A 22,815-nucleotide genomic window follows, 5' to 3' on the forward strand; every position below is an offset into this window, starting at 1 on the left:
ACTAACGATTACGCGGAAGATTACGCAGAACGTGGAGAAGCAAACATGAAACAGAACGAAACCGCGGCGCAAGCCGGCTTGCCGTCATGGCTACAGGACGGGACGCAGGATGGGCTGCGAACCTTGTTGCAGGAAAAGCGCTATTGCTGGCTCGTCACCGGCGCCGCGGGGTTTATCGGCTCCAATCTCGTCGAGACCTTGCTGCTGCTCGGGCAGGACGTGCGCGGCCTCGATAATTTCGCCACCGGCCACTGGCACAACCTGCACGAAGTGAAGAAGCGGGTCGGCGAGGCGGCCTGGAGCCGGTTCGCGTTCCACGAGGCCGACATTCGCGACGCGGACTCGTGCGCGAAGGCGGTCGCCGGCGTGGACTACGTGCTGCATCAGGCGGCGCTGGGCTCGGTGCCGCGCTCCGTGAAGGACCCCAAAACGACCAACGACGTCAACGTGTCCGGCTTTCTGTCAATGCTCGACGCCGCGCGCCAGGCCTGCGTGCGGCGCTTCGTCTATGCCGCGTCGAGCTCGACCTACGGCGACGAACCCAATCTGCCGAAGCGCGAGGAGCGCATCGGCAATCCGCTCTCGCCGTATGCGGTGACGAAGCTCGTCAACGAACTCTATGCGAGCGTCTATTCGCGCACCTACGGTTTTCATTCGATCGGCCTGCGCTACTTCAACGCGTTCGGCCCGCGTCAGGACCCGGACGGCGCGTATGCCGCAGTGATCCCCAAATGGATCGCGGCGATGCTGGCGGGCGACGACGTGCAGATCAACGGAGACGGCGAAACGAGCCGCGACTTCTGCTACGTGGGCAACGTCGTGCAGGCCAACCTGCGCGCCGCGCTGAAGGAAGACCTCGCCGCGAGCGACGTGTACAACGTCGCGGTGGGCGGCCGCACCACGCTCAACGACCTGTTCTCGATCATCCAGGCCGGGCTCGCCACGCACGGCGTGCACTACGCGAAGCAGCCGGTCTACCAGTCGTTCCGCGCGGGCGACGTGCGCCATTCGCAGGCCGACATCGCGAAGGCGGTACGGGAGCTGGGCTTCTCAGGGCTGTTCGATCTGAGGCGCGGCATGACGGAAGCGCTCTCCTGGTACCTCGCATTCATCGCGGGCGAGCGGTCGCCGGCTTGAGTCGGCTCAAGCCGGCTTGAACCGGCCCGATGCGGCAGGTCGCGTCAATCGATAACACACACTCAGGCATGGGCGTGAAAGCACGCCCCAACACGAGAAAAGGAAACAGTCATGTGCGGCATTGTTGGTGCGGTTGCGCGAGAGAATATTGTTCCGGTGCTGGTCGAAGGTCTCCGGCGCCTCGAATATCGCGGCTACGATTCGTGCGGCGTCGCCGTGAATTCGAAGCGGGGTCTTGAACGGATGCGCAGTATCGAGCGCGTATCGCACCTCGATTCGCGGCTGCGCCGCGCGGGGCTCGAAAGCGCGAGCGGCATTGCTCATACGCGTTGGGCGACGCACGGGGCACCGGAAATCCGCAATGCGCATCCGATGCTGTCCCGCGATGCGTTGGCGGTGGTCCACAACGGCATCATCGAAAACTACGAATCGCTGCGCGACGAACTCGCCGGCCGCGGCTACGAGTTCGTGTCGCAGACCGATACGGAAGTCATCGCCCATCTGATCCACAGCGTCTATGACGGCGACCTGTTCGCGGCGGTGCGCGAGGCCGTGCAACGGTTGCACGGTGCCTACGCGATCGCGGTGGTGCACGAGGACCGGCCGGACCTTATCGTCGGCGCGCGCGAGGGCTCGCCGCTGCTGATCGGCGCCGGCGAGGCGGGCAATTTTCTCGCCTCCGACGCGCTCGCGCTGACGGGCCAGGCCGAGCGCTTCATGTTTCTCGACGACGGCGACGTCTGCGAACTGACGCGCGAATCGATCCGCATCGTGGCGCGCGACGGCAAGCCGGTCGTGCGCGAGTCCCAGCAGGTGAGCGTCGCGAACGCGGCGGTGGAGCTCGGAAGCTACCGGCACTACATGCAGAAGGAAATCTTCGAGCAGCCCGCCGTGGTGGCCGCGACCACGCGCGGTGTCGAAGCGTTCAAGGCCGAGCTGTTCGGCGAGGCCGCGCCCGCGACGTTCGACGGCATCGACAGCATCCAGATACTCGCCTGCGGCACGAGCTACTACGCGGGTCTCGTCGCGAAGTACTGGCTCGAATCGATCGCCAAGATCAGGACCGATGTCGAGATCGCGAGCGAGTACCGCTATCGCGAACCGGTGGCGAGCCCGCGCGCGCTCGTCGTGACGATCTCGCAGTCGGGCGAGACCGCCGATACGCTGGCCGCGCTCAAGTACGCGCAGTCGCTCGACCAGACCCGCACGCTCACGATCTGCAACGTGCCGTCGAGCGCGATGGTGCAGCTGTGCGGCACGCGCTTTCTGACCCAGGCGGGGCAGGAGGTCGGCGTCGCCTCGACGAAGGCGTTTACCGCGCAACTGGTGGCGCTTTTCATGCTGGCCGTGACGCTCGGACGCCAGCGCGGTCACGTCACGGCGCTGCGCGAGTCGCAGTATCTGCAACAGTTGCATGGGTTGCCGCAGATGCTGACGGCGGCGCTCGCGCTCGAACCGCAGATCGCCGCATGGGCGAAGCAGCTGACCACCAGCGAGCATGCGCTGTTCCTCGGGCGCGGGCTGCAATATCCGATCGCGCTCGAAGGCGCGCTCAAGCTCAAGGAGATTTCCTATATTCACGCCGAGGCCTATCCGGCCGGCGAACTCAAGCATGGCCCGCTCGCGCTCGTGACGGCGGCCATGCCCGTGATCGCAATCGTGCCGGACGACGAGATGCAGGAGAAGATGAAGTCGAACATTCAGGAGGTGCGGGCGCGCGGCGGCGAGGTCTACGTGCTTGCCGACAAGGACACGCGCATCGCCGATGAAAAGGGGCTTCATGTCGTTCGCCTGCCGGCGCATTACGGGGTGCTGTCGCCGGTTCTGTACACGGTGCCGTTGCAGTTGCTCGCCTATCACACCGCGTGCGCGCGTGGCGCCGATGTCGACAAGCCGCGGAACCTCGCGAAGTCGGTCACGGTCGAGTAAGTTGGACTCCCCATCAAGGCAAGGTTCATGAGGATCGACTCAAGCATCATAAGAAGGTGGCGGCCGTGGCTGCTCGTTTGCCTTGCACTGGTCGCGACGCCGCGTGCGGCGTTCGCGGATTCCGGCGGCAGTTGCGCGAGCGCAAACGCGGCGTGCCCGTTCGTCGCCGATCTGCTCGCGCAGCGCGAGGGTTACGGGCGCGCGGCGACGGGCGGCGAGGGCGGCGAGGTCGTGACCGTAACGTCGGGGGCGGACGCGGGACCGGGCACGCTGCGCGACGCGCTCGCTCACGCCGGCGGGCGGCGCTGGATCCGCTTCGCGTCGGACATGACCATCGCGTTGCGCTCGCAACTGCGTGTGCCGGGCAACGTCACGATCGACGGCCGCGGCCATCGCGTGACGCTGCTCGACTACGGGCTCGGCATTTACGGCAGCAGCAACGTGATCGTCACGCATCTGACCATCGACGGGCGGTTGCGGACGTTCTCGCAGGCCATCAACGTAGCCAATTATTCGCACGATGTCTGGATCGACCATCTCGATCTTTCGCGCTTCGCCGATCGCCTGCTCAACGTAAAAAACGGCTCGACGGACGTGACGGTGTCGTGGGTCAAGTTTCATGACGACGACAAGGTCATGCTGCTGAACAACATCACGTCGAAGAACCTGTTCGCCAATTACGGGCGCGACAAGGTGGCGCGCGTGACGGTCCATCACTGCTACTTCCTGAATACCGTGCAGCGCAATCCGCGTGCGCAGTTCGGCACGTTTCATCTCTTCAACAACCTGCTCGAGAACTGGGATTTTTACGGCATGAGCTTTAGCCTGCAGGCACGGGCGCTGGTGGAGGGGAACATCTTCAGCAACACGTCGGATCGCCGTTGCGTGGAGCCGGAGTTCTTCCCGACAGTGGAGGGCGTAAAGGCGCGTTATTGCGACTACATCGCCGGGGCGCCGGCGAGAAGCGCATTGCCGAACGGCGGATCGGACCAGAAGCATTTCGAGCAGACGGCCCAGCTTTACGCGAGCGGGAGCGACTATCGCGCGTCTCTGCTGGTCAGGGACAATCTCTATCTGCGCGATGCCAGGGCGGTTTTGCAGAGCTATCAGCCGGAGAAGGTGCCAGCCGTGCCTTACTGCTACAAGTACGACAAACCGACGCTGGGACTCGCGGACGAAATCCGCCAGTTCGCCGGCAATACCGATGGACAGACGCTGCGCGTGCCTTGTCACTGACGATGCGGCGCTCTCCCCCGTCTCCTTTCACTCACCACACTCGCAAACGGTCATCCTCGTGAATATCGTGATTCTCGCGGCCGGCATGGGCAAACGCATGCACTCCGCGCTGCCGAAAGTGCTTCATCCGCTCGCCGGCAAGCCGCTTCTCTCGCACGTTATCGATACGGCCCGCGCGCTCTCGCCGACCCGCCTCGTCGTCGTGACAGGTCATGGCGGCGAGGCCGTGCGCGAAGCGGTCGGCGCGCCCGACGTGCGGTTCGCGCTGCAGGCCCAGCAACTCGGCACGGGCCACGCGCTCGCACAGGCCCTGCCGCTGCTCGATGCGGACGTGCCCACGCTCGTGCTGTACGGCGATGTGCCGCTGACGCGCGCGTTGACGCTCGAACGCCTCGTTGAGGCTGCGGGCCGAAACCGCTACGGCATCCTGACCGTTACGCTCGACGACCCGAGCGGCTACGGGCGCATCGTGCGCGACGCGGCGGGCAAGGTCGCGCGCATCGTCGAACAGAAGGATGCGAGCGAAGCGGAACGCAAGATCGCCGAGATCAACACGGGCATTATCGTGACGCCGACCGCGCCGCTTGCGGGCTGGCTCGCCACGCTGAAGAACGACAACGCCCAGCGCGAGTATTACCTGACCGACGTCGTGGAAGCGGCGATTGCCGCCGGCTATCCGGCCGTGACCGCGCAGCCCGACCACGCATGGGAAACGCTCGGCGTGAACAGCAAGCAGCAGCTCGCCGAACTGGAGCGCGTGCATCAACGCAACGTGGCGGAGGCACTGCTGGTCGCGGGCGTTACGCTGGCCGATCCGGCGCGGATCGACGTACGCGGTTCGCTGACGTGCGGGCGCGATGTGTTTATCGACGTCAACTGCGTGTTCGAGGGCGAGGTGACGCTGGCGGACAACGTCACCGTGGGGCCGAACTGCGTGATCCGTAGCGCGTCGATTGGCGCGGGAACGCGTATCGACGCTTATACGCACATCGACAATGCAGAGGTCGGCGCGCATGCTGTGCTTGGACCGTATGCGCGTTTGCGCCCCGGCGCGCAGCTTGCCGACGAGGTTCACGTGGGCAATTTCGTCGAGGTGAAGAATGCGCGCGTCGGTGCCGGCTCGAAGGCGAACCACCTGAGCTACCTCGGCGACGCCGACGTGGGCGCGGGCGTCAACATCGGCGCGGGCACCATCACCTGCAACTACGACGGTGTGAACAAGCATCGCACGATTATCGAGGACAACGTGTTCGTGGGTTCGGATACGCAGTTCGTCGCGCCGGTGCGGGTGGGACGAGGCGCGACTATTGCGGCGGGGACGACGGTGCGGAAGGATGTGGCTGAGGGGGTGCTTGTGCTCGACAGGAAGATGCAGGTTGAGAGGGGAGGGTATGTTCGGGCGGTGAGGAGGAAGAGTTGAGGGGGCAGCGCTTGACATGCCGCTATCAGAACATCTTGGCTGCATATCGTTCGTTGACCGTTGATTTCGCCGGTTGCTCGGCATTGCCACCAGGTATATCGGTCTGATAGACAACGCCTGCGTACCGCCGAACGACGTCGATACCGGTGTGGCCGACGAAAGAGGTTACTCGCTCGAAGGCAAAGGCGGGTTCCAGTCCATGGGCCCGTCCGTCGTAATTTGAAGTCGTTCACGTAGCTTCGGATTGGAAAATCCTTGCATTAACATGAGCATGCCGCCGAGTTTGCGGGCGTCTTATGGGGGCCCTCAAGAAACGGACTTTTCGTACGCTAATACTGACGTATCCCCAAACCTACCGTGTTCCTCAAGCGCAGCACCCAAACAATATCGGAAACCTCTGGCGAAGCTGTTGTTCGATGGCATAGAAAACACACTCGCTCAGCGGATCAGTCATGACAAGTCGCTTTCAATTTCCGCTCCCTGTGCGCCACTTATGCCGCATTCGCATTCAACTCGCCGACCAGCCTCTGCGCATCCTGATACTCGTCACCTGTAACGAACACCCTCGGGTGTCCAGGCAAGGCTTCTCTCTGTGCAAGAAGCGGCTCACATGTGCGCAGAAACCCCTCGAATGCCGACCGCACCAGCGCTTGGGTTTGTGGCGACGTCTCACGAGTTGCTGCAATTGTTGCATCGAAGCGTGCTTTCCAGTCGCCGTGGTTTAAGACAAAGGTGGGAAACTGAGCGATCAGCGTTTGCAGGATGGGGCCGCGTTGCGTGTCGTCGATTGCTTCGAGATGTGCCAGTACCTTGTTCAGATTGCCAGCGGCGTACTGCAGCGAGTCGGGGCTTGCCGGTTGCGGCAACTTGAAAATATTGGCGCTAAGGCTCATCAGCGTCGGCGACCGGTTCTCCGGCGGATATGTTCCGACTAACTTCTCAAGTTGGTCGAACGCGGTTTGCTGCAATTTGCTCGGCTGCACGCGCGACAGCAAACTTGCAACTGCCCCTGTCGCAACGCCGCGCATCTCTTCCGGCCGCATGTTGCCTACCGTGACGATGCTGTCGTGCAGATCTTGCGCCTGAAGCTTGCCGGGATCCGCATTCAGCAGCTTCAGCAGGGGTGTGGCGGTCCGATTGAAAACTTCTTCGTGGCGTACCGGGGCTAGCTGGGCGATGCTCGTCTGCTGCATGTTCGACTGGCTGAGCCCGCGCGTGCCCATCAGTTGCAGTAGATTGTCCAGATCCAACGAGCCAGCCTTATTGGCCCACAAGTGAGCGTCGTTCAAAGGCTTTAACGCTTTGAATGGGCGGAGGCGGCTTTGCGCTAGCGCGGCGACATCTTGCAGCGGCAGGTGATCGCTTATCTCCCGATATATGTCGTCGGGAAGCGTCGCGAGCGTTGGCCGATTCGCCTGGCTGTCAGTCCTTCGTTGAAAGGAAGGCAGGTCCAGAAAACGAGCGTCGGGCGACGCGCTAGATGTTTTTATTGGCGCCGGTCTGGACGGCGTTGCCTCTGCATTGCTGTCATGACCGACAGCAGATGGGATGCTGGTGAGTGTCCGGGTAATCGATGAGGTCATTGAGGCTGGTCTCAATTAGCGGTTCAAACCGGCGTTACCCTCAAAACAACGAATCAGCCACTTTACCGGCAGTGGGCCATCGATTTTGCGTGTAACGCCGGAGCAGCATTCAAGTTGAGTTATTAATACTAACACGCCGCGTTTTCCCGTTTGTGGCTGAAGGCGAATTCAAGACCGAGGATGCGAAGTTCTGCGGGTGTGGCCACCGTCTCAACTTGATCGAGCCATTGTGACAGGCTGAGGTATACCAACCTGATGTCAGGCAAGCCTGTCAGAATCGTCAAGATAGGGTCATCCTGGCAATGAGTTGACGCGAACGCTCCGAGATCTCGGTCACCGGAACAGAGGGTCCAATGTTCCGCCGTCGGTCTCGTGGACCTCGATCGAGTCACACTCAATCGCGAGTTCGGCGCCCAGAGTGGCGTAGACGAAAGCAAGCAAGGCGGCTTTCCTGTCCGTAAGCCGCTCACCTGCTTCGAGCACTGCACTGGCCCGCGCGTGCTTCTCGTCGTCGGGGGCAACGATGTGAATGCCGTAGACGATATTCAGTAAGCCAAGGTGCTCAACTGAAACACACGTTACGCCATTGAACGTGACCGCCGCGCGCCTGTTGGCGAGGTACAGACCAAGCGTCAGCGTGCGGGGCTCGGTATTCGGGCCAATGACTACGCTGTCCAGATACCAATCGTGAAAATAGTTCCGCGTCTTCAATATTTCATCTGTCATATTGATTTACCAATGGGGCATGGAGATGGGCACGCCTTCGTCGTCATCGTTAAATCCCGGGGCGCTCCGTGCGCGATGACGGATGAGGCACTCGAAGAAGCTGGATAGACACATCGACAGGTTGCTTAGCGATACTCGTCAATCTCCACCGTGCCGCCCAGCACTTGCATCGTCGCCCGAATGTCGTCAGGCACATCGGGCACTCGGTTTCCACTCGCATTGTCTCAATAGCAAAAAGCGCATCTGCGCGCTCGTGCGCTTGAGCAACCCAAAGAGGTCAACCCGAGGCAATGCCAGGCGTTCGACCAGATAACGAAGATGAGGTGTCAGCGCGTCACTCTGTACGGTTTTCTTACTGCTGATACTCCAGAGGCCGACGCGCAGCGCACCGGCACTCATGCGCCCTGATGGCGTGATGAAACGTTCGCCCTTTATGCCCGCGGTATTCGGCACGACAGCGAAATAGCTTGTCCAGAATTCACGCGGCTCAACGTCCTGATAGATATTGAACGAAGCGTGGGCGAGTTGGTGCTGTGGTTTCATTTGGTGTCCCGTTCACGGCGTGTAGGTGTGAATGTTGTCCAACCATTTGCCATTGGGAGGCTTCGTCATATTGGTCGTTTTCCGATCATGCAGCCGTAACTGCCATAGGCGAAACCGGCTTGATTTCGAACGAGTCGAATTCAACCAGTAGATCGGCACCCAGTGTGGCCGAAAAAACGGCTATCGGCTTGGGTTGATAGTATGCTTTTCCAAAATAGGATTTCTCTAGCGATTCGAGTGCTTGCTTGTATTCGGTGGAATCATGGTCACGGAGAATCTTCGCATCGTAGACGATGTTCTGAATCAGAAAGTCATTGACGAGGCAACGCGATGCACCTTGAAAGATCACGCGCGCTTGCTGTGCTATGTCGTCGAGAATCAATAGCAGTTCCATGATCCTGGCGTCCATGTCTGCCGAGATACCGATCAAATACCAGTCGTGGAAGAATTCGTATTGCTTGAGTGTGTCCATAGATCAATTAATTCCGATGCGGCACATCTCCAGATCGGTCTGAAGCGAGTACTCGTTCTTTGCTGTCGATCGCATCTTAGGTAAATGATTCTGGCGTAATCCTGCCGCCTTCAATGACAAGGTGCGGCCCGCTCACGCCCGGCGCGAAAAAACGCCAGTCCTCATCGTCTTCGGCACCATCTGGTGTAACGATGAGCCGAAAGTCCCGAGACAGGAAAAGTACGATGCTAGCCGCCTCGTCCACGGACACCGCCTCGACGAGCACCGGGCCGCGATCAACCAGACTTCCTCGAAGGCAATCAGCGCTGGCGTGCGCCTTTTCGTCCGGCCCACGCAGATCATCTTCCGTCGCGACAACCCGGCCACCTTCTTCCAGTCGCCATGAGCATTGGACGTGCAGCGCAAATGCACCACCTTCCAGGACAGTCCCTCTCGACGTTGTGTACTGCCGCTGCGGCCCAAACTGCATCGTCAACATATCCGCAGCGTGGCTGACCCAGCTAACGTTAAGGCCAACCAACGCCGTCAGGCGTCGCGTGATTTCCTCTTTCGTGTCCATAGAACAATTCCGTTGAGGACTCCGATTGTGGGCGTGCGGTTTCGGCCGCTATGCACATACGCGAACGCCTGAGCATTGCCGAGCGGCGTCGATACCGACGTGGCCACAATGTCAGGTGTTACTCGCTCGAAGGTAAGGGCGCGTTCCAGTCCATAGGCTCGTCCGTTGTAATTTGAAGTCGTTCACGTAGTTCCGGATTGGAAAATCCTTGCATTAACATGAGCATGCCGCCGAGTTTTCGGGCATCTTCGTCTGTCAATGGCTTTTCCGAGTGCTCCGGTACATCGGGCGGGATGGTAAGCGCCGTCGACCGGTCAATGGCCGCTTGAACGCGTGAGCGCAATACCGTACACATCTTGAGTTGTTGTGTGTCCTCATCATAAAAAACGATGCTTGCTCGTGGAGGTTTCGTCATATCAGTGTCCTCTGCATTGCTGGTATTTTCCGAATGCCCGCTGCGCGCAAAGCGAGTAAGTACGGGGGTCTCTGTACATCGCGATCGCAACCTGACACTGCTCCATATCCAGCTCGTAGTCAGCGTAGCATTCGGCCTCGTCTGCTTCGCTTACGCCACGCGCGGCTAGATCACGCACGTCACCAAGTGGCGCATTCTCTCTGAACTTAAACGCCTGCGCATCACCACGCGGCGTCGATACCGGCATGGCGATCGTTCCATCCGGCAGCACGTCTCCAGGTCGGGAGAACCAGATCGCGAGGTCATCATCGGATGATAGCCGTGGCAATCTGGGGCGCTCAAGCGAGCGAGCAGTGCGCGCCACGCGTTGCTTGGGCCGGAATAGTTGCGACGGCGAGAAGGTCTCATGGTACGACCGGGGCGGCTGTTCGATACGCACACTACGTCCACTTGCAATCCGCGGTTCCATTGCAACCGCAATCACATCGCCGCCCTCGACGGCGGTTCGTAGTTTCCGGGCGAGTTGATTCGGCGCGGCGCTGCTCACGTATGCACAGCCCGGCGCATGGCGCATGAACTCGACAAGTCGCGCCAACTGGAGCGTGTCATGTGTGATATCCCATGCGTTTGCCGAAGTAATGAGCTAGCGGCCGGCGCGTGCCTCATCGCTAAAGGCATCGCCGTAGTATTCCCGCCGCGTGAAGAGTGTGCAATTCCGATGCCCCCCGACCTTGAAGTCAATCGCCATCGGTCTGTAATCCCAACAACATGCGTCTCCTGGTCGATTCGAAATCCGAAGCCCGTATACGTAACACGCGGCAAAGAATGGCGCTATAGAACAGACACAGTCGATAACATTGATTCGCGAATCGACCCGCCACGCGGCACCGCGCACGCACCCGCACCACGCCTCGGCCAGAACGCGCCGGCACCAGAGCACCTATCCTTTCGCCCGGGACAACAACGTGCCCATCACTCTTCGCAACGTTTCATGCGATTGCCTTCGTTAAAGCGTCTCTATCTCGAATTGATTGCGTTGACCTGAGGGTTCCTGAATGGTTTGCTAGTGAGCTTTGCAAACCGTTCGGGCGTCTGGGGAACAGATCCACGCGGCCGGCCCCGCGCAGGGATCGCTCGATTTCCCTACCCGTGTGGTTGCGTGTTTCCTCATCACTCTCAGGAACGCAATGGTGAAAGACACAAGCGGAAAGGACATGATCCGCTCCGGCGAGATAGCCAAACACGGAGCCAAACACGGTGGCTATATCGCCGGAGCGGCAACCGTTCTTGCACGCACGCGGCATTGGATCGTTCATCGCGAAGAGCCTATCTATCCACTGCGACGTGGCCGTTGCGCACGTGGGCGACGCGAGCACGCACGCCGCCATGCATATCGATGCCTGAGGCCCGCATGAAATGGGATGTCCAGACGCGCGGCATCGAGTTCACCTGTCCCGCGCTTCCCGAAATGGTCGGACGCGGGCCAGGCGGCAAGGCGTTCAGCGAGCCGATGCTGATCGCGCGCAGTATCAGGGGACGCGAGGCGGTGGGCGAACTGTTCGAATACGTCGTCGTCGCCGAGAGCCAGCCTGGCTTTCTGCAAAATCCGGCCGACGCCGCGCAGATCGATCTGGAGCCGATCATCGGACTCCACGGCACCGTCGCGATTCAGCTTGCCGGCATCGGTACGTCTTTCATGGGCGAGCAAGGCGAGATCGGGCGCGCCAATGTCGGCGCCGATAACCTGCGCTCCGTGATGTTCATCCGCAGATATCTGACCCAGGAAGAGTTGGAGCAGCGTCGCATGGCGAAGAGTCAGAAGTCGGAGTAATGACCTATGTAAAGGATATGTCGTGTCACGAGGCAAGCGAAGGAAAGGCGTATCGCTTGCTTCCGGCAATTGGTATCTGAAAGCAATTACCCGCGATGCCCCTTATTTCGTCAAGACGATACTTCTTTATGCGGGGAACTGGCTGGAATTTATTGGACGGGAAATGAACCTCAAAACATTGCTGATAATCAGTGCAGCCGCAAGTATGCACTCGCCTATAACGCAAGCCGCCTCGCCTCAATCGCTGGGCAGCAGTCAACCCCTCACGATGAGAAAAAGTGAGATGCCAATGATGCCGCCCGAACAAGACATGACGAATGAACAGCAGGCACAAATGCTTCAGGCCATGAAAACAGGTCTGCGATGGGTTGCCGGAGAAATCACTTTCGACGATGTACAGTGGATTCTTGGAAAATATCAGGACGGTCCCTATGAAAGCGCCTCAGAACTCTCCTACATTTACTACCCAGGAAATAGGATGTCGATTGAATTTGCATTCGATAAGACGAGGCAGACTGACCGCAAGCCCACTGTCAAATATTTTCAGCTGCAGGTGAGCGATCATCTCAGACCCCACCTCGCAAAGGAAAATTACGAAACCTACCTCGGACTCCATCGGCTTGTATACGGCGAGCTGATTGACGGCGTACGAAAAGAACAGGGCCGTTTCTTTAATCCCGGAATGGGCGACTTTCTCGGCGACCGCAACCATGTCGGACTTTCATATCGTTTGCCTTTGCCAGCCGACTCACCATTCGACGTCTACGCGGACTTCTATTGTGAAGGCCGGAACGACCCGCCTGACTACGCCAGCCTGAAAACAGCCGACAATCTGCGTTCGGTGACGATCACCCGCATCTACCTGACACCGGAAGAACTGGACCAGCACCACACCGCAAAGAGTCAAAACCCGAAATAACCGACCTTACAAATACAAAAACACCCCACAGAAAACCGAACGCACATTTCGTAATATTTCATACGACGGCCACCCACAAATCAGCAAGCACTCCCTTAACTGCGCCCAATTCTAATTAAAAAACGTTTGCGCGCCCTTAAATCCGCGGCAACCTTCCACCCACGCCGCACCCCCGCAAAACACCCAATCACCTTACATCCACCTTCCTGACAATTTAGCCATTTTGGTGTCATGCAGGTGTTGGTCCTACCGATCTAGCATAAGCGGGATTTCGCTCTCCCTTCCACCTGCATTCTCTCTGGCCCGTTTCAATGTGGATCGTCAACGTAGCACTTAAGCGGCCATACACGTTCATCGTGATGGCGATTCTGATCGTGCTGGCGACGCCCTTCGTGCTGTTCACCACGCCCGTCGACGTGCTGCCGGAAATCAACATTCCGGTGGTCAGCATCATCTGGACGTACACCGGTCTGTCGGCCGAAGACATGGCCAACCGGATGACGTCGGTCAACGAGCGCAGTCTGACCACCACCGTCAACGACATCGAGCACATCGAATCGCAGTCGCTGCAAGGCATCTCGATCATCAAGGTGTTTCTCCAGCCGAACGCGAACATCCAGACCGCGATCGCGCAGACCGTGGCCGTCGAGCAGTCGCAGTTGAAGCAGATGCCGCCCGGCGCGACGCCGCCGGTCGTCATCAGTTACTCGGCGTCGGCCATTCCGGTGATCCAGCTCGGCCTGTCGAGCCCGAAGCTCTCCGAGCAGGCGCTCAACGACACCGCGCTGAACTTCCTGCGCCCGCAGCTCGTGACGATTCCGGGCGCGGCCGTGCCGTATCCGTACGGCGGCAAGTCGCGGTTGATCTCGGTCGACCTCAACACGCGGGCGCTGCTCGCCAAGGGGCTGACGCCGATCGACGTGGTCAACGCGTTCAACGCGCAGAACCTGATCCTGCCGACCGGCACGGCCAAGATCGGGCCGAAGGAATACACGGTCAACATGAACGGCTCGCCGCCGACGCTGGAAGGGCTCAACGACATTCCGGTGCGCACGGTCAACGGCGCGACCACCTATCTGCGTGAAGTCGCGCACGTGCGCGACGGTTATTCGCCGCAGACCAACATCGTGCGGCAGAACGGCAGTCGCGGCGTGCTGATGTCGGTGCTGAAGAACGGCGACGCCTCGACGCTGACGATCGTCAACCGGCTGAAAGCGCTGTTGCCGGGGGCGCGTGCGGTGCTGCCGTCCGATCTGCAGATCACCGCGCTGTTCGATCAGTCGGTGTTCGTGAAGGCGGCCGTGCAGGGCGTGGTGCGCGAGGCGCTGGTGGCCGCCGCGCTGACCGCCGCGATGATCCTGCTGTTTCTCGGCAACTGGCGCAGCACCTGCATCATCGCGATCTCGATTCCGCTGTCGATCCTCTCGTCGCTGATCGTGCTGCACGCGCTCGGGCAGACCATCAACATCATGACGCTCGGCGGGCTCGCGCTGGCGGTCGGGATTCTGGTCGACGACGCGACCGTGACGATCGAGAACATCGAGCGGCATCTGCACATGGGCTCCAATTTGCACGATGCGATTCTCGACGGCGCGGGCGAAATCGCGATTCCGGCGCTCGTCTCGACGCTGTGTATCTGTATCGTGTTCGTGCCGATGTTCTTCCTCGCCGGCGTCGCGCGCTATCTGTTCGTGCCGCTCGCGGAAGCGGTCGTGTTCGCGATGCTCGCCTCGTACATCCTCTCGCGCACGCTCGTGCCGACGCTCGCGATGCTGCTGATGGGGCACGCGCACAAGCCGAAGGCCGGCGCGAAGCCGAACCTGTTCATGCGCGTCTATCATCGTTTCGACGCGGGCTTCGAGCGCATGCGCGCGGCCTACATCGTGATCCTGAGCAGCCTGCTCGTGCGCCGCAAGATGTTCGGCACGCTGTTCCTCGGGTTCTGCGTGCTGTCGATGGGGCTCTTCTTCGTGCTCGGCGAAGACTTCTTCCCGAGCGTCGACGCGGGCGACATCCGTCTGCACCTGCGCGCGCCGACCGGCACGCGCATCGAGGAAACCGCGCGGCTCGCCGACGAGGTGGAGAAAGTGATTCGCGAAGTCGTGCCGCCGAAGGAGCTCGGCACGATTCTCGACAACCTCGGCCTGCCGTATAGCGGCATCAACATGTCGTACAGCAACTCGGGCACGATCGGCACGCTCGACGGCGAAATCCAGATCGCGCTCAACGAAGGCCACAAGCCGTCGCAGATGTATATGGACAAGCTGCGCACGATCCTGCCGCAGCGTTTCCCGGGTGTCGAGTTCTTCTTCCAGCCGGCCGACATCGTCACGCAGATCCTGAACTTCGGGCTGCCCGCCGCGGTGGACGTGCAGATTTCCGGGGCGAACCAGAAGGGCAACTTCGACATCGCGAGCAAGCTGCTCAAGCAGGTGCGGCTGATTCCCGGCACGGTCGACACGCATATCCAGCAGAAGCTCGACGAGCCGGTGATCGATCTGCACATGGACCGCACGCGTCTGCAACAGTTGAACCTGAGCGCGAACGACGTGGCGCAGAACGTGCTCATTTCGCTCTCGGGCAGCTCGCAGACTTCGCCGGGCTTCTGGATCAACAACCGGAACGGCGTCGAATACAAGGTCGCGGTGCAAACGCCGCAGTACCAGGTATCGTCGATCGACGAACTGCTCCGCACGCCGGTGTCGACCTCGGCCTTCGGCCCGACGCAGCTGCTCGGCAACCTCGTGAAGGTGTCGCCGCAGCAGCAGTTCGCGGAAATCACGCACTACAACATCCGCCCGGTGATCGACCTGTACGTGAGCGTCGAGAAGCGCGATCTCGGCAGCGTCGCGAATCAGGTCGACAAGCTCGTCGACCAGGTGCGCGCGTCGCTGCCGCGCGGCAGTACCATCACGGTGCGCGGCCAGGTGCAGACGATGCGCAGCTCGTTCCTCGGGCTCGGGCTCGGCGTGGCGATGGCGATCGTGCTCGTGTATCTGCTGATCGTCGTGAACTTCCAGTCGTGGGTCGATCCGCTCATCATCGTCAGCGCGTTGCCGGCGGCGCTCGCGGGCATCGTATGGATGCTGTTCCTCACGGGCACGCATCTGAGCGTGCCCGCGCTGACCGGCGCGATCATGACGATGGGCGTTGCGACCGCCAACAGTATTCTGATGGTCGCGTTCGCGCGCCAGCGGCTCGCGGCCGGCGCGCCGCCGCTCACGGCCGCGCTCGAGGCCGGCGCGAGCCGGATCCGCCCGGTGCTGATGACCGCGTTCGCGATGATTATCGGCATGATCCCGATGGCGCTCGGTCTCGGCGAAGGCGCCGAGCAGAACGCGCCGCTCGGCCGTGCGGTGATCGGCGGCCTGCTGTTCGCGACGGTATCCACGCTGTTCTTCGTGCCGCTCGTGTTCGCGGGCATTCATGGCCGTCTCGCGCGCCGCAAGAAAGAGGGCGGCGACCACGACGGCGGCAATGACGGCAATGACGACAGCAATGGCAACGGCGGCGGCAGCCCGGCGCCCGAGCATAGCGGCGCGGCGACGCCCGCGTAAAAGTTAAACGATGGTTGACTGAGATGACCGAAAAAAACCATGCATCGCTAGCGATTCCCCCGCGGGAAACCGAAGAAGGGGAGCACATGCTGCCACCGCGTCACCGCGAATGGAAACGCGCGAAGATCGCGGTCTGCATCGTGCTCGTGCTGCTCGCGCTCGGCGCGCTGCGCACTGTGATCGCCAACGTGCTGCAAAGCCGCGAGGTCGAGGCGACCACGCAGCAGAACGCCGTGCAGTACGTGAACGTCGTCATGCCGAAAGAGACCGACAGCGGCGGCAGCACGCTGCTGCCGGGCACGTTGCGCGGCTACGTTGAATCGCCGATCTACGCGCGCTCGACCGGTTATCTGCTGCACTGGTACGCCGATATCGGCGCGCACGTGAAGCAGGGCCAACTGCTCGCCGAACTCGACACGCCGGAAATCGACCAGGAACTCGCGCAGGCGCTGGCGCAGCGTCAGCAGACCAGTTCGAGCCTCGGCCTCGCGAAAAGCTCGCTCGAACGCTGGCAGCAATTGCGGCAACGCGATGCGGTCTCGCAGCAGGAACTCGACGAACGGCAAAGCACGTATACGCAGGACGTCGCCAATCTCGCCGCCGCGGATGCCAACGTCAAGCGTCTGCAGCAGCTCGAATCGTTCAAGCGGATCGTCGCGCCGTTCACGGGCGTGGTCACGCAGCGCAACGTCGACGTCGGCGATCTGATCGACGCGGGCAGCGGCACGAGCCGCGCACTGTTCGCGCTCGCGCAGTCGGACCCGCTGCGCGTCTACGTGCAGTTGCCGCAGGCCTACGCGCAGAACGTCGCGGTCGGGCAGAAGGTGGTGGTCACGCAGGCCGAATTGCCGGGGCAGCAGTTCGACGGCAAGATCACGCACATGTCGGGCGCGATCGACGTGCCGACGCGCTCGCTGCAAATCGAAGTGACGCTGCCGAATCCCGACGACAAGCTGCGGCCCGGCGCCTACGTGCAGGTCGCGGTGCCCGCGGCCACCCAGGCGCGGCTCACGGTGCCGAGCAATGCGCTGCTGTTTCGCGCCGAAGGTCCGCGCGTCGCGGTCGTCGATGCGAAGGGCAACGTGAGCCTGCGCAAAGTCGTGATCGCGCAGGACCTCGGGCAGACGCTCGAAATCGACAGCGGCGTCGCGCTGACCGATCACATCATCATCAACCCGAGCGATTCGATTGCCGACGGCGATCACGTGCAGATCGAGCCGACCGGGAAAAACGGCAAGGAGGCGTCGTGATGTTCGCGGCCTCATGCCGGGAGCGGGCGTGGGAACCTGCGCGCAAGCGGGCACGCGGCGGCGCGCTCGCCGCGCTGAGCGCGCTCGCCGGCGCGGCGCTGCTCGCCGCCTGCACGGTCGGCCCGGACTATCAGCGCCCGCAGGCCGAGGTGCCGCCGGACTGGCACACCGATTCGTTCTGGCGCGTCGCCGCGCCTTCGCATGCGCCGATCGCACCCGACTGGTGGACGAGCTTCGCCGATCCGACGCTCACCTCGCTCGAAGCCGAGGCGCTCGCGCAGAACCAGACGCTCGTCGCGGCGAGCGCGCACTACGAGCAGGCGCGCGCGACGCTTGCGAACCTGAGCGCGCAGCGCGTGCCCGAAGTCGATCTCGGCGCAAGCGGTTCGCGCTTCCGGATCTCGCACGACCGGCCGCTCACGAACTACGCGACGCCGACGCAATCGACGGTGCAGAACAACATCCAGCTCGGGCCGACGATCAGCTACGACACCGATCTGTTCGGGCGCATCCGCCGCGAGGTCGAGGGCGCGAAGGCGTCGGCGGAACAGTCTGCCGACGATCTCGCGAATGCGCGCCTCGTGCTGACGACCGATCTGGCCAGCGACTATTTCTCGCTGCGCGAGCTCGACGCCGAGATCGACGTGCTGAACCAGTCGGTCAAGCTGCAACAGAAAGCGCTCGACTACGTGAGCTCCGAACACGATCTCGGCGCGGTGTCGGGGCTCGACGTGCTGCAGCAGAAATCGCAGCTCGATGCGACGCGCGTGCAGGCGCAACTGCTGCTCAACCAGCGCGCGCAGTACGAGCATGCGATCGCCGCGCTGGTCGGCGTGCCGGCTCCGCAGTTCGCGATCGAGCCGAAGGTGGTCGACATCAAGGCGCCGGCCATTCCGCTCGGCGTGCCGAGCGACGTGCTGCAACGGCGGCCCGACGTGGCTTCGGCCGAACGCGCGATGGCCGCGGCCAACGCGCAGATCGGCGTGGCCAAGGCCGCGTTTTTCCCGAGTCTGACGCTCACGCCCGGCATCGGCTGGGAAAGCACCGAGTTCGCCAATCTGCTCACCGCGCCGACGCTGATGTGGACGCTCGGCGCGACGGTCGGCCAGGTGCTGTTCGACGGCGGACGGCGCGCGGCCAACGTCAAATATGCGAGCGCGGGCTACAAGGCCACCGAGGCGAACTATCGGCAGACGGTGCTGAGCGCGTTCCAGCAGGTGCAGGACGGCATTACCGGACTGTCGGTGCTCGACGGCGCGGCGAAGCAGTCGAGCGAGGCGGTCGAGGATGCGCAGCGGCTGCTGTCGCTCGCGAACGACCGCTATTCGGGCGGCCTCGTCGCGTATCTGAACGTGATCGATGCGCAACAGTCGCTGCTCACGAGCGAGCGCCAGGACGTGCAGATTCATGGCCAGCAGTTGACGGTGTCGGTCGCGCTCGTGAAGGCGCTCGGCGGCGGCTGGGATGCAGGCGGTACAGGTGCCGCAGGCGGGACGGATGGCGCCGGCAGCAGCGGCGCGAATGGCAACGGTAACGGCGGCAGTCATGATGGCCGTAGCGGCGGCGCACAGGCCGCGAATGCGACGAACGCAGCGAACGTCACGAACGTAGCCAACCTGCCGGCTAGCGCGCAACCGCAGCGGACACCGGCGCCCGTGCGCTGACCTGCTATCTCGCGAAGCCTGCCGCTCGGGATGCGGGGCCGGGCCGAGGCAGAGCCAAGCACCGCCTAAATCAAGGCCGAGGTCTGCGCCCAAGCCTGCATTCAGGCCGGCGCCGCTGGCAGCAAGAATCAAGGGTCGTTTCGTATAATGCAAGGTCGGGCAGCGACGTTGCAAGGGACCGTAGCCGATGCTGAAGCACTGGCCACGGCCGACAGGGGACACGCATGAAATTGCTGATTGTTGAAGACGAGCACAAGGTCGTGGACTACTTGCGCTCCGGTTTGACAGAGCAGGGCTGGGTCGTCGACGTCGCGCTCGACGGCGAGGAAGGCATGCATCTGGCAACCGAATTCGATTACGACGTGATCGTCCTCGACGTGATGCTGCCCAAGCGCGACGGCTTCAGCGTGCTGAAGGCGCTACGCATGCGCAAGTCGACGCCGGTCATCATGCTGACCGCGCGCGATCACGTGAACGACCGCGTGCGCGGTCTGCGCGAAGGCGCCGACGACTATCTGACCAAACCGTTTTCGTTTCTCGAACTCGTCGAGCGTCTGCATGCGCTCGCGCGCCGCACGCGTTCGCAGGAATCCACGCTGATTTCGGTCGGCGATCTGTTCGTCGATCTGATCGGCCGCCGTGCGACGCGCGACGGCGTGCGGCTCGATCTGACCGCGAAAGAGTTCCAGCTGTTGAGCGTGCTCGCGCGCCGCCAGGGCGATATTCTCTCGAAGACCGCGATTACCGAACTCGTGTGGGACGTCAATTTCGACAGCCACACCAACGTCGTCGAAACCGCGATCAAGCGGCTGCGCGCGAAGCTCGACGGCCCGTTCCCCTCGAAGCTGCTGCACACCGTGCGCGGCATGGGCTACGTGCTCGAAGTGCGCGAAGAGGCCGAGCCGTCATGAACCGCTCGATCGCCCGGCGTCTCGCGCTGATGTTCGCGTTCGTCGCGCTGTTCGTGTTCACGCTCGTGGGCACCGGGCTCTTTCTCGTGCTGCGCACGCAGCTCGAACACCATCTGCGCGAATCGCTCGACGATCGCACGCAGATCGCGCGCATCATCGTCTATCACGCGAGCACGGCCGACAAATGGCGCATCGCCCGCGAAAAACTCACCGACATGACGCCGCACGACAGCAGCACCGTGTACGCGGTGTCGAGCGAGGACCCGAATTTCCGCTTCGGCACGCCGGTGCAGGGCACGGTCATGAAAAGCTGGCCCGATGGCTACGCGCGCATCACGCCGGCGGACGGCGGTCCCGACATGCTGACGTTCACGATGACGCTGGCGGCCAATGCCTCGCGGCCACCCGTGCAGTTGCAGGTCGCGTCGAGCTATTCGCCGAACCTGCGCACGATGCGCGTGTTCGGCTCGACGCTTGCCGCGCTTTCCGCGCTCGGCAGTCTCGCCGTGCTGCTGCTCAGCTATTCGGTCACGCGCATCGGGCTCGCGCCGCTCACGCGTCTCACGCGCGACGCCTCGGCGGTGAGTCCGAACAATCGCTCGCAACGGCTCAACACGGCGTCGCTGCCGCTCGAACTCAACGACCTCGCGAACTCGTTCAACGGCGCGCTCGAACGGCTCGACGGCGCCTATGGCCGCCTCGAATCGTTCAACGCGGACGTCGCGCACGAACTGCGCACGCCGGTGACGATCCTGATCGGCCAGACCGAAGTCGCGCTCACGCGCAACCGCTCGGTCGACGATCTGCGCCATACGCTGCAATCGAACCTCGAGGAATTCGAGCGCATGCGCGCGATCATCAACGACATGCTGTTTCTCGCGCGCGCCGATCAGGGCGAACGCGCGACCGGGCTCGTCGAGGTATCGCTCGCGGCGGAAGTCGCGCATACGCTGGAGTTTCTCGAGATTCCGCTCGAAGAGGCGCGCGTGCATGCGCAACTGCATGGCGATGCGCTCGCGCGCGTGAACCGCTCGCTGTTCGGCCGCGCCTGCACGAATCTGCTGATGAACGCGATCCAGCATTGCGAGCCGGGCGCGTCGATCAGCGTGACGATCGCGCGCGGGGAGAGCCGCATGAGCGGCCAGTGGCGCGTGGCCGTCGCGAATCCGGGCGCGCCGATCGCGCCGGACGTGTTCGAGCATCTGTTCGACCGCTTCTATCGCGCCGAAGCCTCGCGCACCAACAGCCGCGAAAACCACGGGCTCGGGCTCGCGATCGTAAAGGCGATCGCGGAGATGCATCGCGGCACCGTGTCCGCGCAGAGCGCGAACGGCGTCAACACGTTTGCGTTTTCGGTGGCGGCGACAGCGGTGCCGGGCGAGATGCCGCCCGAGGCGCCCGCACGCCCGGCCGCGAATGCGGCGGGCGTGCCGACCGATACGGCCGATACGACCTATGGGTCGCTCGCGAAGGGCAAGTCGGCCTGAACCGGCAAACGCGGCTTGAGCGCCGCTTCGCTCGCCGGCATCAACGCGCTGATGCGCACGCCCAGCAAGCGCAGCTTGCGGTTCAACTCCACCCGCCGTAGACATTCGGTGGCCGCGCGGCGAATCTCGGCGGCGTCGGCGGTCGGGTCGTCGAGCGTCAGATCGCGCGTGACCGTGCGGAAATCGTCGTAACGCAGCTTGATGCCGACCGTGCGGCCCACGTAGCCCTTGCGCGCGAGATCGTCGGCGACGCGCACGCACAGCCCCGTAAACGCGCTCGATAGCGCCGGGCGGTCATGACGCGGATGCAGATCGCGCTCGAAGGTGGTCTCGCGGCTGATCGATTTCGGCTCCGATTCGACCACCACCGGACGCTCGTCGTGGCCCTGCGCGACCTGCATGAGCCAGGCCGAATAGCTACGCCCGAAATGGTCCTGCAACAGCCCCGCGTCGGCGGCGGCGAGATCGCCGACCGTCGCGATGCCGAGCGCGGTCAGTTTCTGCGCGGCCTTCGGGCCGATGCCGTTGACCTTGCGCACCGGCAGCGGCCACACGCGCAGCGGGATGTCGGCCGGCGCGAGGAGCGTGAGGCCGTCGGGCTTGTCGAGTTCGGAGCCGATTTTCGCGAGCAGCTTGTTCGGCGCGACGCAGATCGAGCACGTGAGGCCGGTCGCCTGTCTGACGGCCTGCTTGATGCGCATGCCGAGGTCGCGCGGCTCGCCGGGCAGCTCGGTGAGGTCGATATAGATTTCGTCGATGCCGCGATCCTCGATGCGGTCCGTGAACGTCCTGACCGCGGCCTTGAACAGGCGCGAGTAGTGGCGGTACGAGTCGAAGTCGGTCGGCAGCAGGATCGCGTCGGGCGCGAGCGCGGCGGCCTTCATCATCCCCATTGCCGAAAACACGCCGAGCGCGCGTGCTTCGTAGGTGGACGTGGTAACGACGCCGCGGCCCGCGTAATCGCGCAGTTTCGCGAAGCGCTTGCTGCCGTCTTCGAGCACCTGCGGCGCGCTGTTGCGGCCGCCGCCGATCACGACCGCGCGCCCGCGCAGCTCGGGATAGCGCAGCAGCTCGACGGACGCGTAGAACGCGTCCATGTCGAGATGCGCGATGCGGCGGGGCGGAGAATTCATGAAGCGGTGGACGCGCGGGTAATGACGGTTGGACGATCGGACG

The 22,815-nt window shown here is 62.7% G+C and carries 19 protein-coding genes; 11 read left to right on the plus strand and 8 right to left on the minus strand.

What is annotated here, in order from left to right; translation table 11 throughout:
* Window positions 1-45: 45 nt before the first annotated feature.
* The 4 genes from F3J19_RS18245 (at window position 46) to glmU (ending at window position 5,722) form a co-directional block, all read left to right on the plus strand.
* A complete protein-coding gene (locus tag F3J19_RS18245) occupies window positions 46-1,137 on the plus strand; it encodes an SDR family oxidoreductase (RefSeq protein ID WP_167043842.1) in 1,092 nt (363 codons plus the stop codon).
* A 111-nt stretch (window positions 1,138-1,248) separates the two neighbouring features.
* Window positions 1,249-3,066: a glutamine--fructose-6-phosphate transaminase (isomerizing) gene (gene glmS, locus F3J19_RS18250; protein ID WP_167043845.1), complete on the plus strand. Its 1,818-nt coding sequence runs from the start codon at window positions 1,249-1,251 to the stop codon at window positions 3,064-3,066.
* A gap of 27 nt (window positions 3,067-3,093) precedes the next feature.
* Window positions 3,094-4,302, plus strand: coding sequence for a polysaccharide lyase family 1 protein (locus F3J19_RS18255; RefSeq protein WP_167043848.1), 1,209 nt, complete (start codon window positions 3,094-3,096; stop codon window positions 4,300-4,302).
* Between the two features lie 58 nt (window positions 4,303-4,360).
* On the plus strand, window positions 4,361-5,722 hold the full coding sequence (glmU, locus tag F3J19_RS18260; RefSeq protein ID WP_167043851.1) for a bifunctional UDP-N-acetylglucosamine diphosphorylase/glucosamine-1-phosphate N-acetyltransferase GlmU: 1,362 nt from the start codon (window positions 4,361-4,363) through the stop codon (window positions 5,720-5,722).
* A 491-nt stretch (window positions 5,723-6,213) separates the two neighbouring features.
* Here the strand turns inward: glmU and F3J19_RS18265 are convergent, their stop codons facing one another.
* The 7 genes from F3J19_RS18265 to F3J19_RS18295 form a co-directional block, all read right to left on the minus strand.
* Window positions 6,214-7,305 (minus strand): hypothetical protein, encoded by a 1,092-nt coding sequence (locus tag F3J19_RS18265; RefSeq protein WP_167043854.1) that lies wholly within the window; start codon window positions 7,303-7,305, stop codon window positions 6,214-6,216.
* A 333-nt stretch (window positions 7,306-7,638) separates the two neighbouring features.
* Window positions 7,639-8,031, minus strand: a complete 393-nt coding sequence (locus F3J19_RS18270) for a hypothetical protein (RefSeq protein WP_240159047.1) — start codon at window positions 8,029-8,031, stop codon at window positions 7,639-7,641.
* A gap of 186 nt (window positions 8,032-8,217) precedes the next feature.
* Window positions 8,218-8,574 carry a hypothetical protein gene (locus F3J19_RS18275; RefSeq protein ID WP_345891049.1) on the minus strand — a complete coding sequence of 119 codons (357 nt, stop codon included), beginning with the start codon at window positions 8,572-8,574 and terminating at the stop codon, window positions 8,218-8,220.
* A gap of 85 nt (window positions 8,575-8,659) precedes the next feature.
* Complete coding sequence (locus F3J19_RS18280) at window positions 8,660-9,046, minus strand: hypothetical protein (protein WP_167043857.1); 387 nt, start codon at window positions 9,044-9,046, stop codon at window positions 8,660-8,662.
* Between the two features lie 76 nt (window positions 9,047-9,122).
* Window positions 9,123-9,605, minus strand: a complete 483-nt coding sequence (locus F3J19_RS18285; RefSeq protein WP_167043860.1) for a hypothetical protein — start codon at window positions 9,603-9,605, stop codon at window positions 9,123-9,125.
* 118 nt (window positions 9,606-9,723) lie between these two features.
* On the minus strand, window positions 9,724-10,020 hold the full coding sequence (locus tag F3J19_RS18290; RefSeq protein WP_167043863.1) for a hypothetical protein: 297 nt from the start codon (window positions 10,018-10,020) through the stop codon (window positions 9,724-9,726).
* Between the two features lies 1 nt (window position 10,021).
* On the minus strand, window positions 10,022-10,615 hold the full coding sequence (locus tag F3J19_RS18295; protein ID WP_167043866.1) for a hypothetical protein: 594 nt from the start codon (window positions 10,613-10,615) through the stop codon (window positions 10,022-10,024).
* A gap of 816 nt (window positions 10,616-11,431) precedes the next feature.
* Between F3J19_RS18295 and F3J19_RS18300 the strand changes: the two genes are divergently transcribed.
* The 7 genes from F3J19_RS18300 to F3J19_RS18330 all read left to right on the plus strand — a co-directional run bounded on the left by F3J19_RS18300 (window position 11,432) and on the right by F3J19_RS18330 (window position 21,639).
* Window positions 11,432-11,851: a hypothetical protein gene (locus tag F3J19_RS18300; protein ID WP_167043869.1), complete on the plus strand. Its 420-nt coding sequence runs from the start codon at window positions 11,432-11,434 to the stop codon at window positions 11,849-11,851.
* Between the two features lie 22 nt (window positions 11,852-11,873).
* Entirely contained in the window at window positions 11,874-12,770 is an 897-nt protein-coding gene (locus F3J19_RS18305; protein ID WP_167043872.1) for a hypothetical protein, read from the plus strand.
* A gap of 311 nt (window positions 12,771-13,081) precedes the next feature.
* A complete protein-coding gene (locus F3J19_RS18310; protein WP_167043875.1) occupies window positions 13,082-16,327 on the plus strand; it encodes an efflux RND transporter permease subunit in 3,246 nt (1,081 codons plus the stop codon).
* Window positions 16,328-16,350: 23 nt separating this feature from the next.
* The gene (locus F3J19_RS18315) at window positions 16,351-17,577 is read left to right on the plus strand and encodes an efflux RND transporter periplasmic adaptor subunit (RefSeq protein ID WP_167043878.1); all 1,227 of its coding nucleotides are present in this window, start codon (window positions 16,351-16,353) and stop codon (window positions 17,575-17,577) included.
* A complete protein-coding gene (locus F3J19_RS18320; protein ID WP_240159048.1) occupies window positions 17,577-19,241 on the plus strand; it encodes an efflux transporter outer membrane subunit in 1,665 nt (554 codons plus the stop codon). Before F3J19_RS18315 ends, F3J19_RS18320 begins: the two co-directional genes overlap by 1 nt.
* A 224-nt stretch (window positions 19,242-19,465) precedes the next feature.
* Window positions 19,466-20,152 (plus strand): heavy metal response regulator transcription factor, encoded by a 687-nt coding sequence (locus F3J19_RS18325; protein ID WP_013591770.1) that lies wholly within the window; start codon window positions 19,466-19,468, stop codon window positions 20,150-20,152.
* On the plus strand, window positions 20,149-21,639 hold the full coding sequence (locus tag F3J19_RS18330; RefSeq protein WP_167043881.1) for a heavy metal sensor histidine kinase: 1,491 nt from the start codon (window positions 20,149-20,151) through the stop codon (window positions 21,637-21,639). Before F3J19_RS18325 ends, F3J19_RS18330 begins: the two co-directional genes overlap by 4 nt.
* Here F3J19_RS18330 and dinB read toward each other — a convergent pair.
* A complete protein-coding gene (dinB, locus tag F3J19_RS18335; protein ID WP_167043885.1) occupies window positions 21,606-22,772 on the minus strand; it encodes a DNA polymerase IV in 1,167 nt (388 codons plus the stop codon). The two genes, F3J19_RS18330 and dinB, sit on opposite strands and share 34 nt — an antisense overlap.
* Window positions 22,773-22,815 lie beyond the last annotated feature (43 nt).

The sequence above is a fragment of the Burkholderia sp. Ax-1724 genome, assembly GCF_011752995.1.
GTDB lineage: Bacteria > Pseudomonadota > Gammaproteobacteria > Burkholderiales > Burkholderiaceae > Paraburkholderia.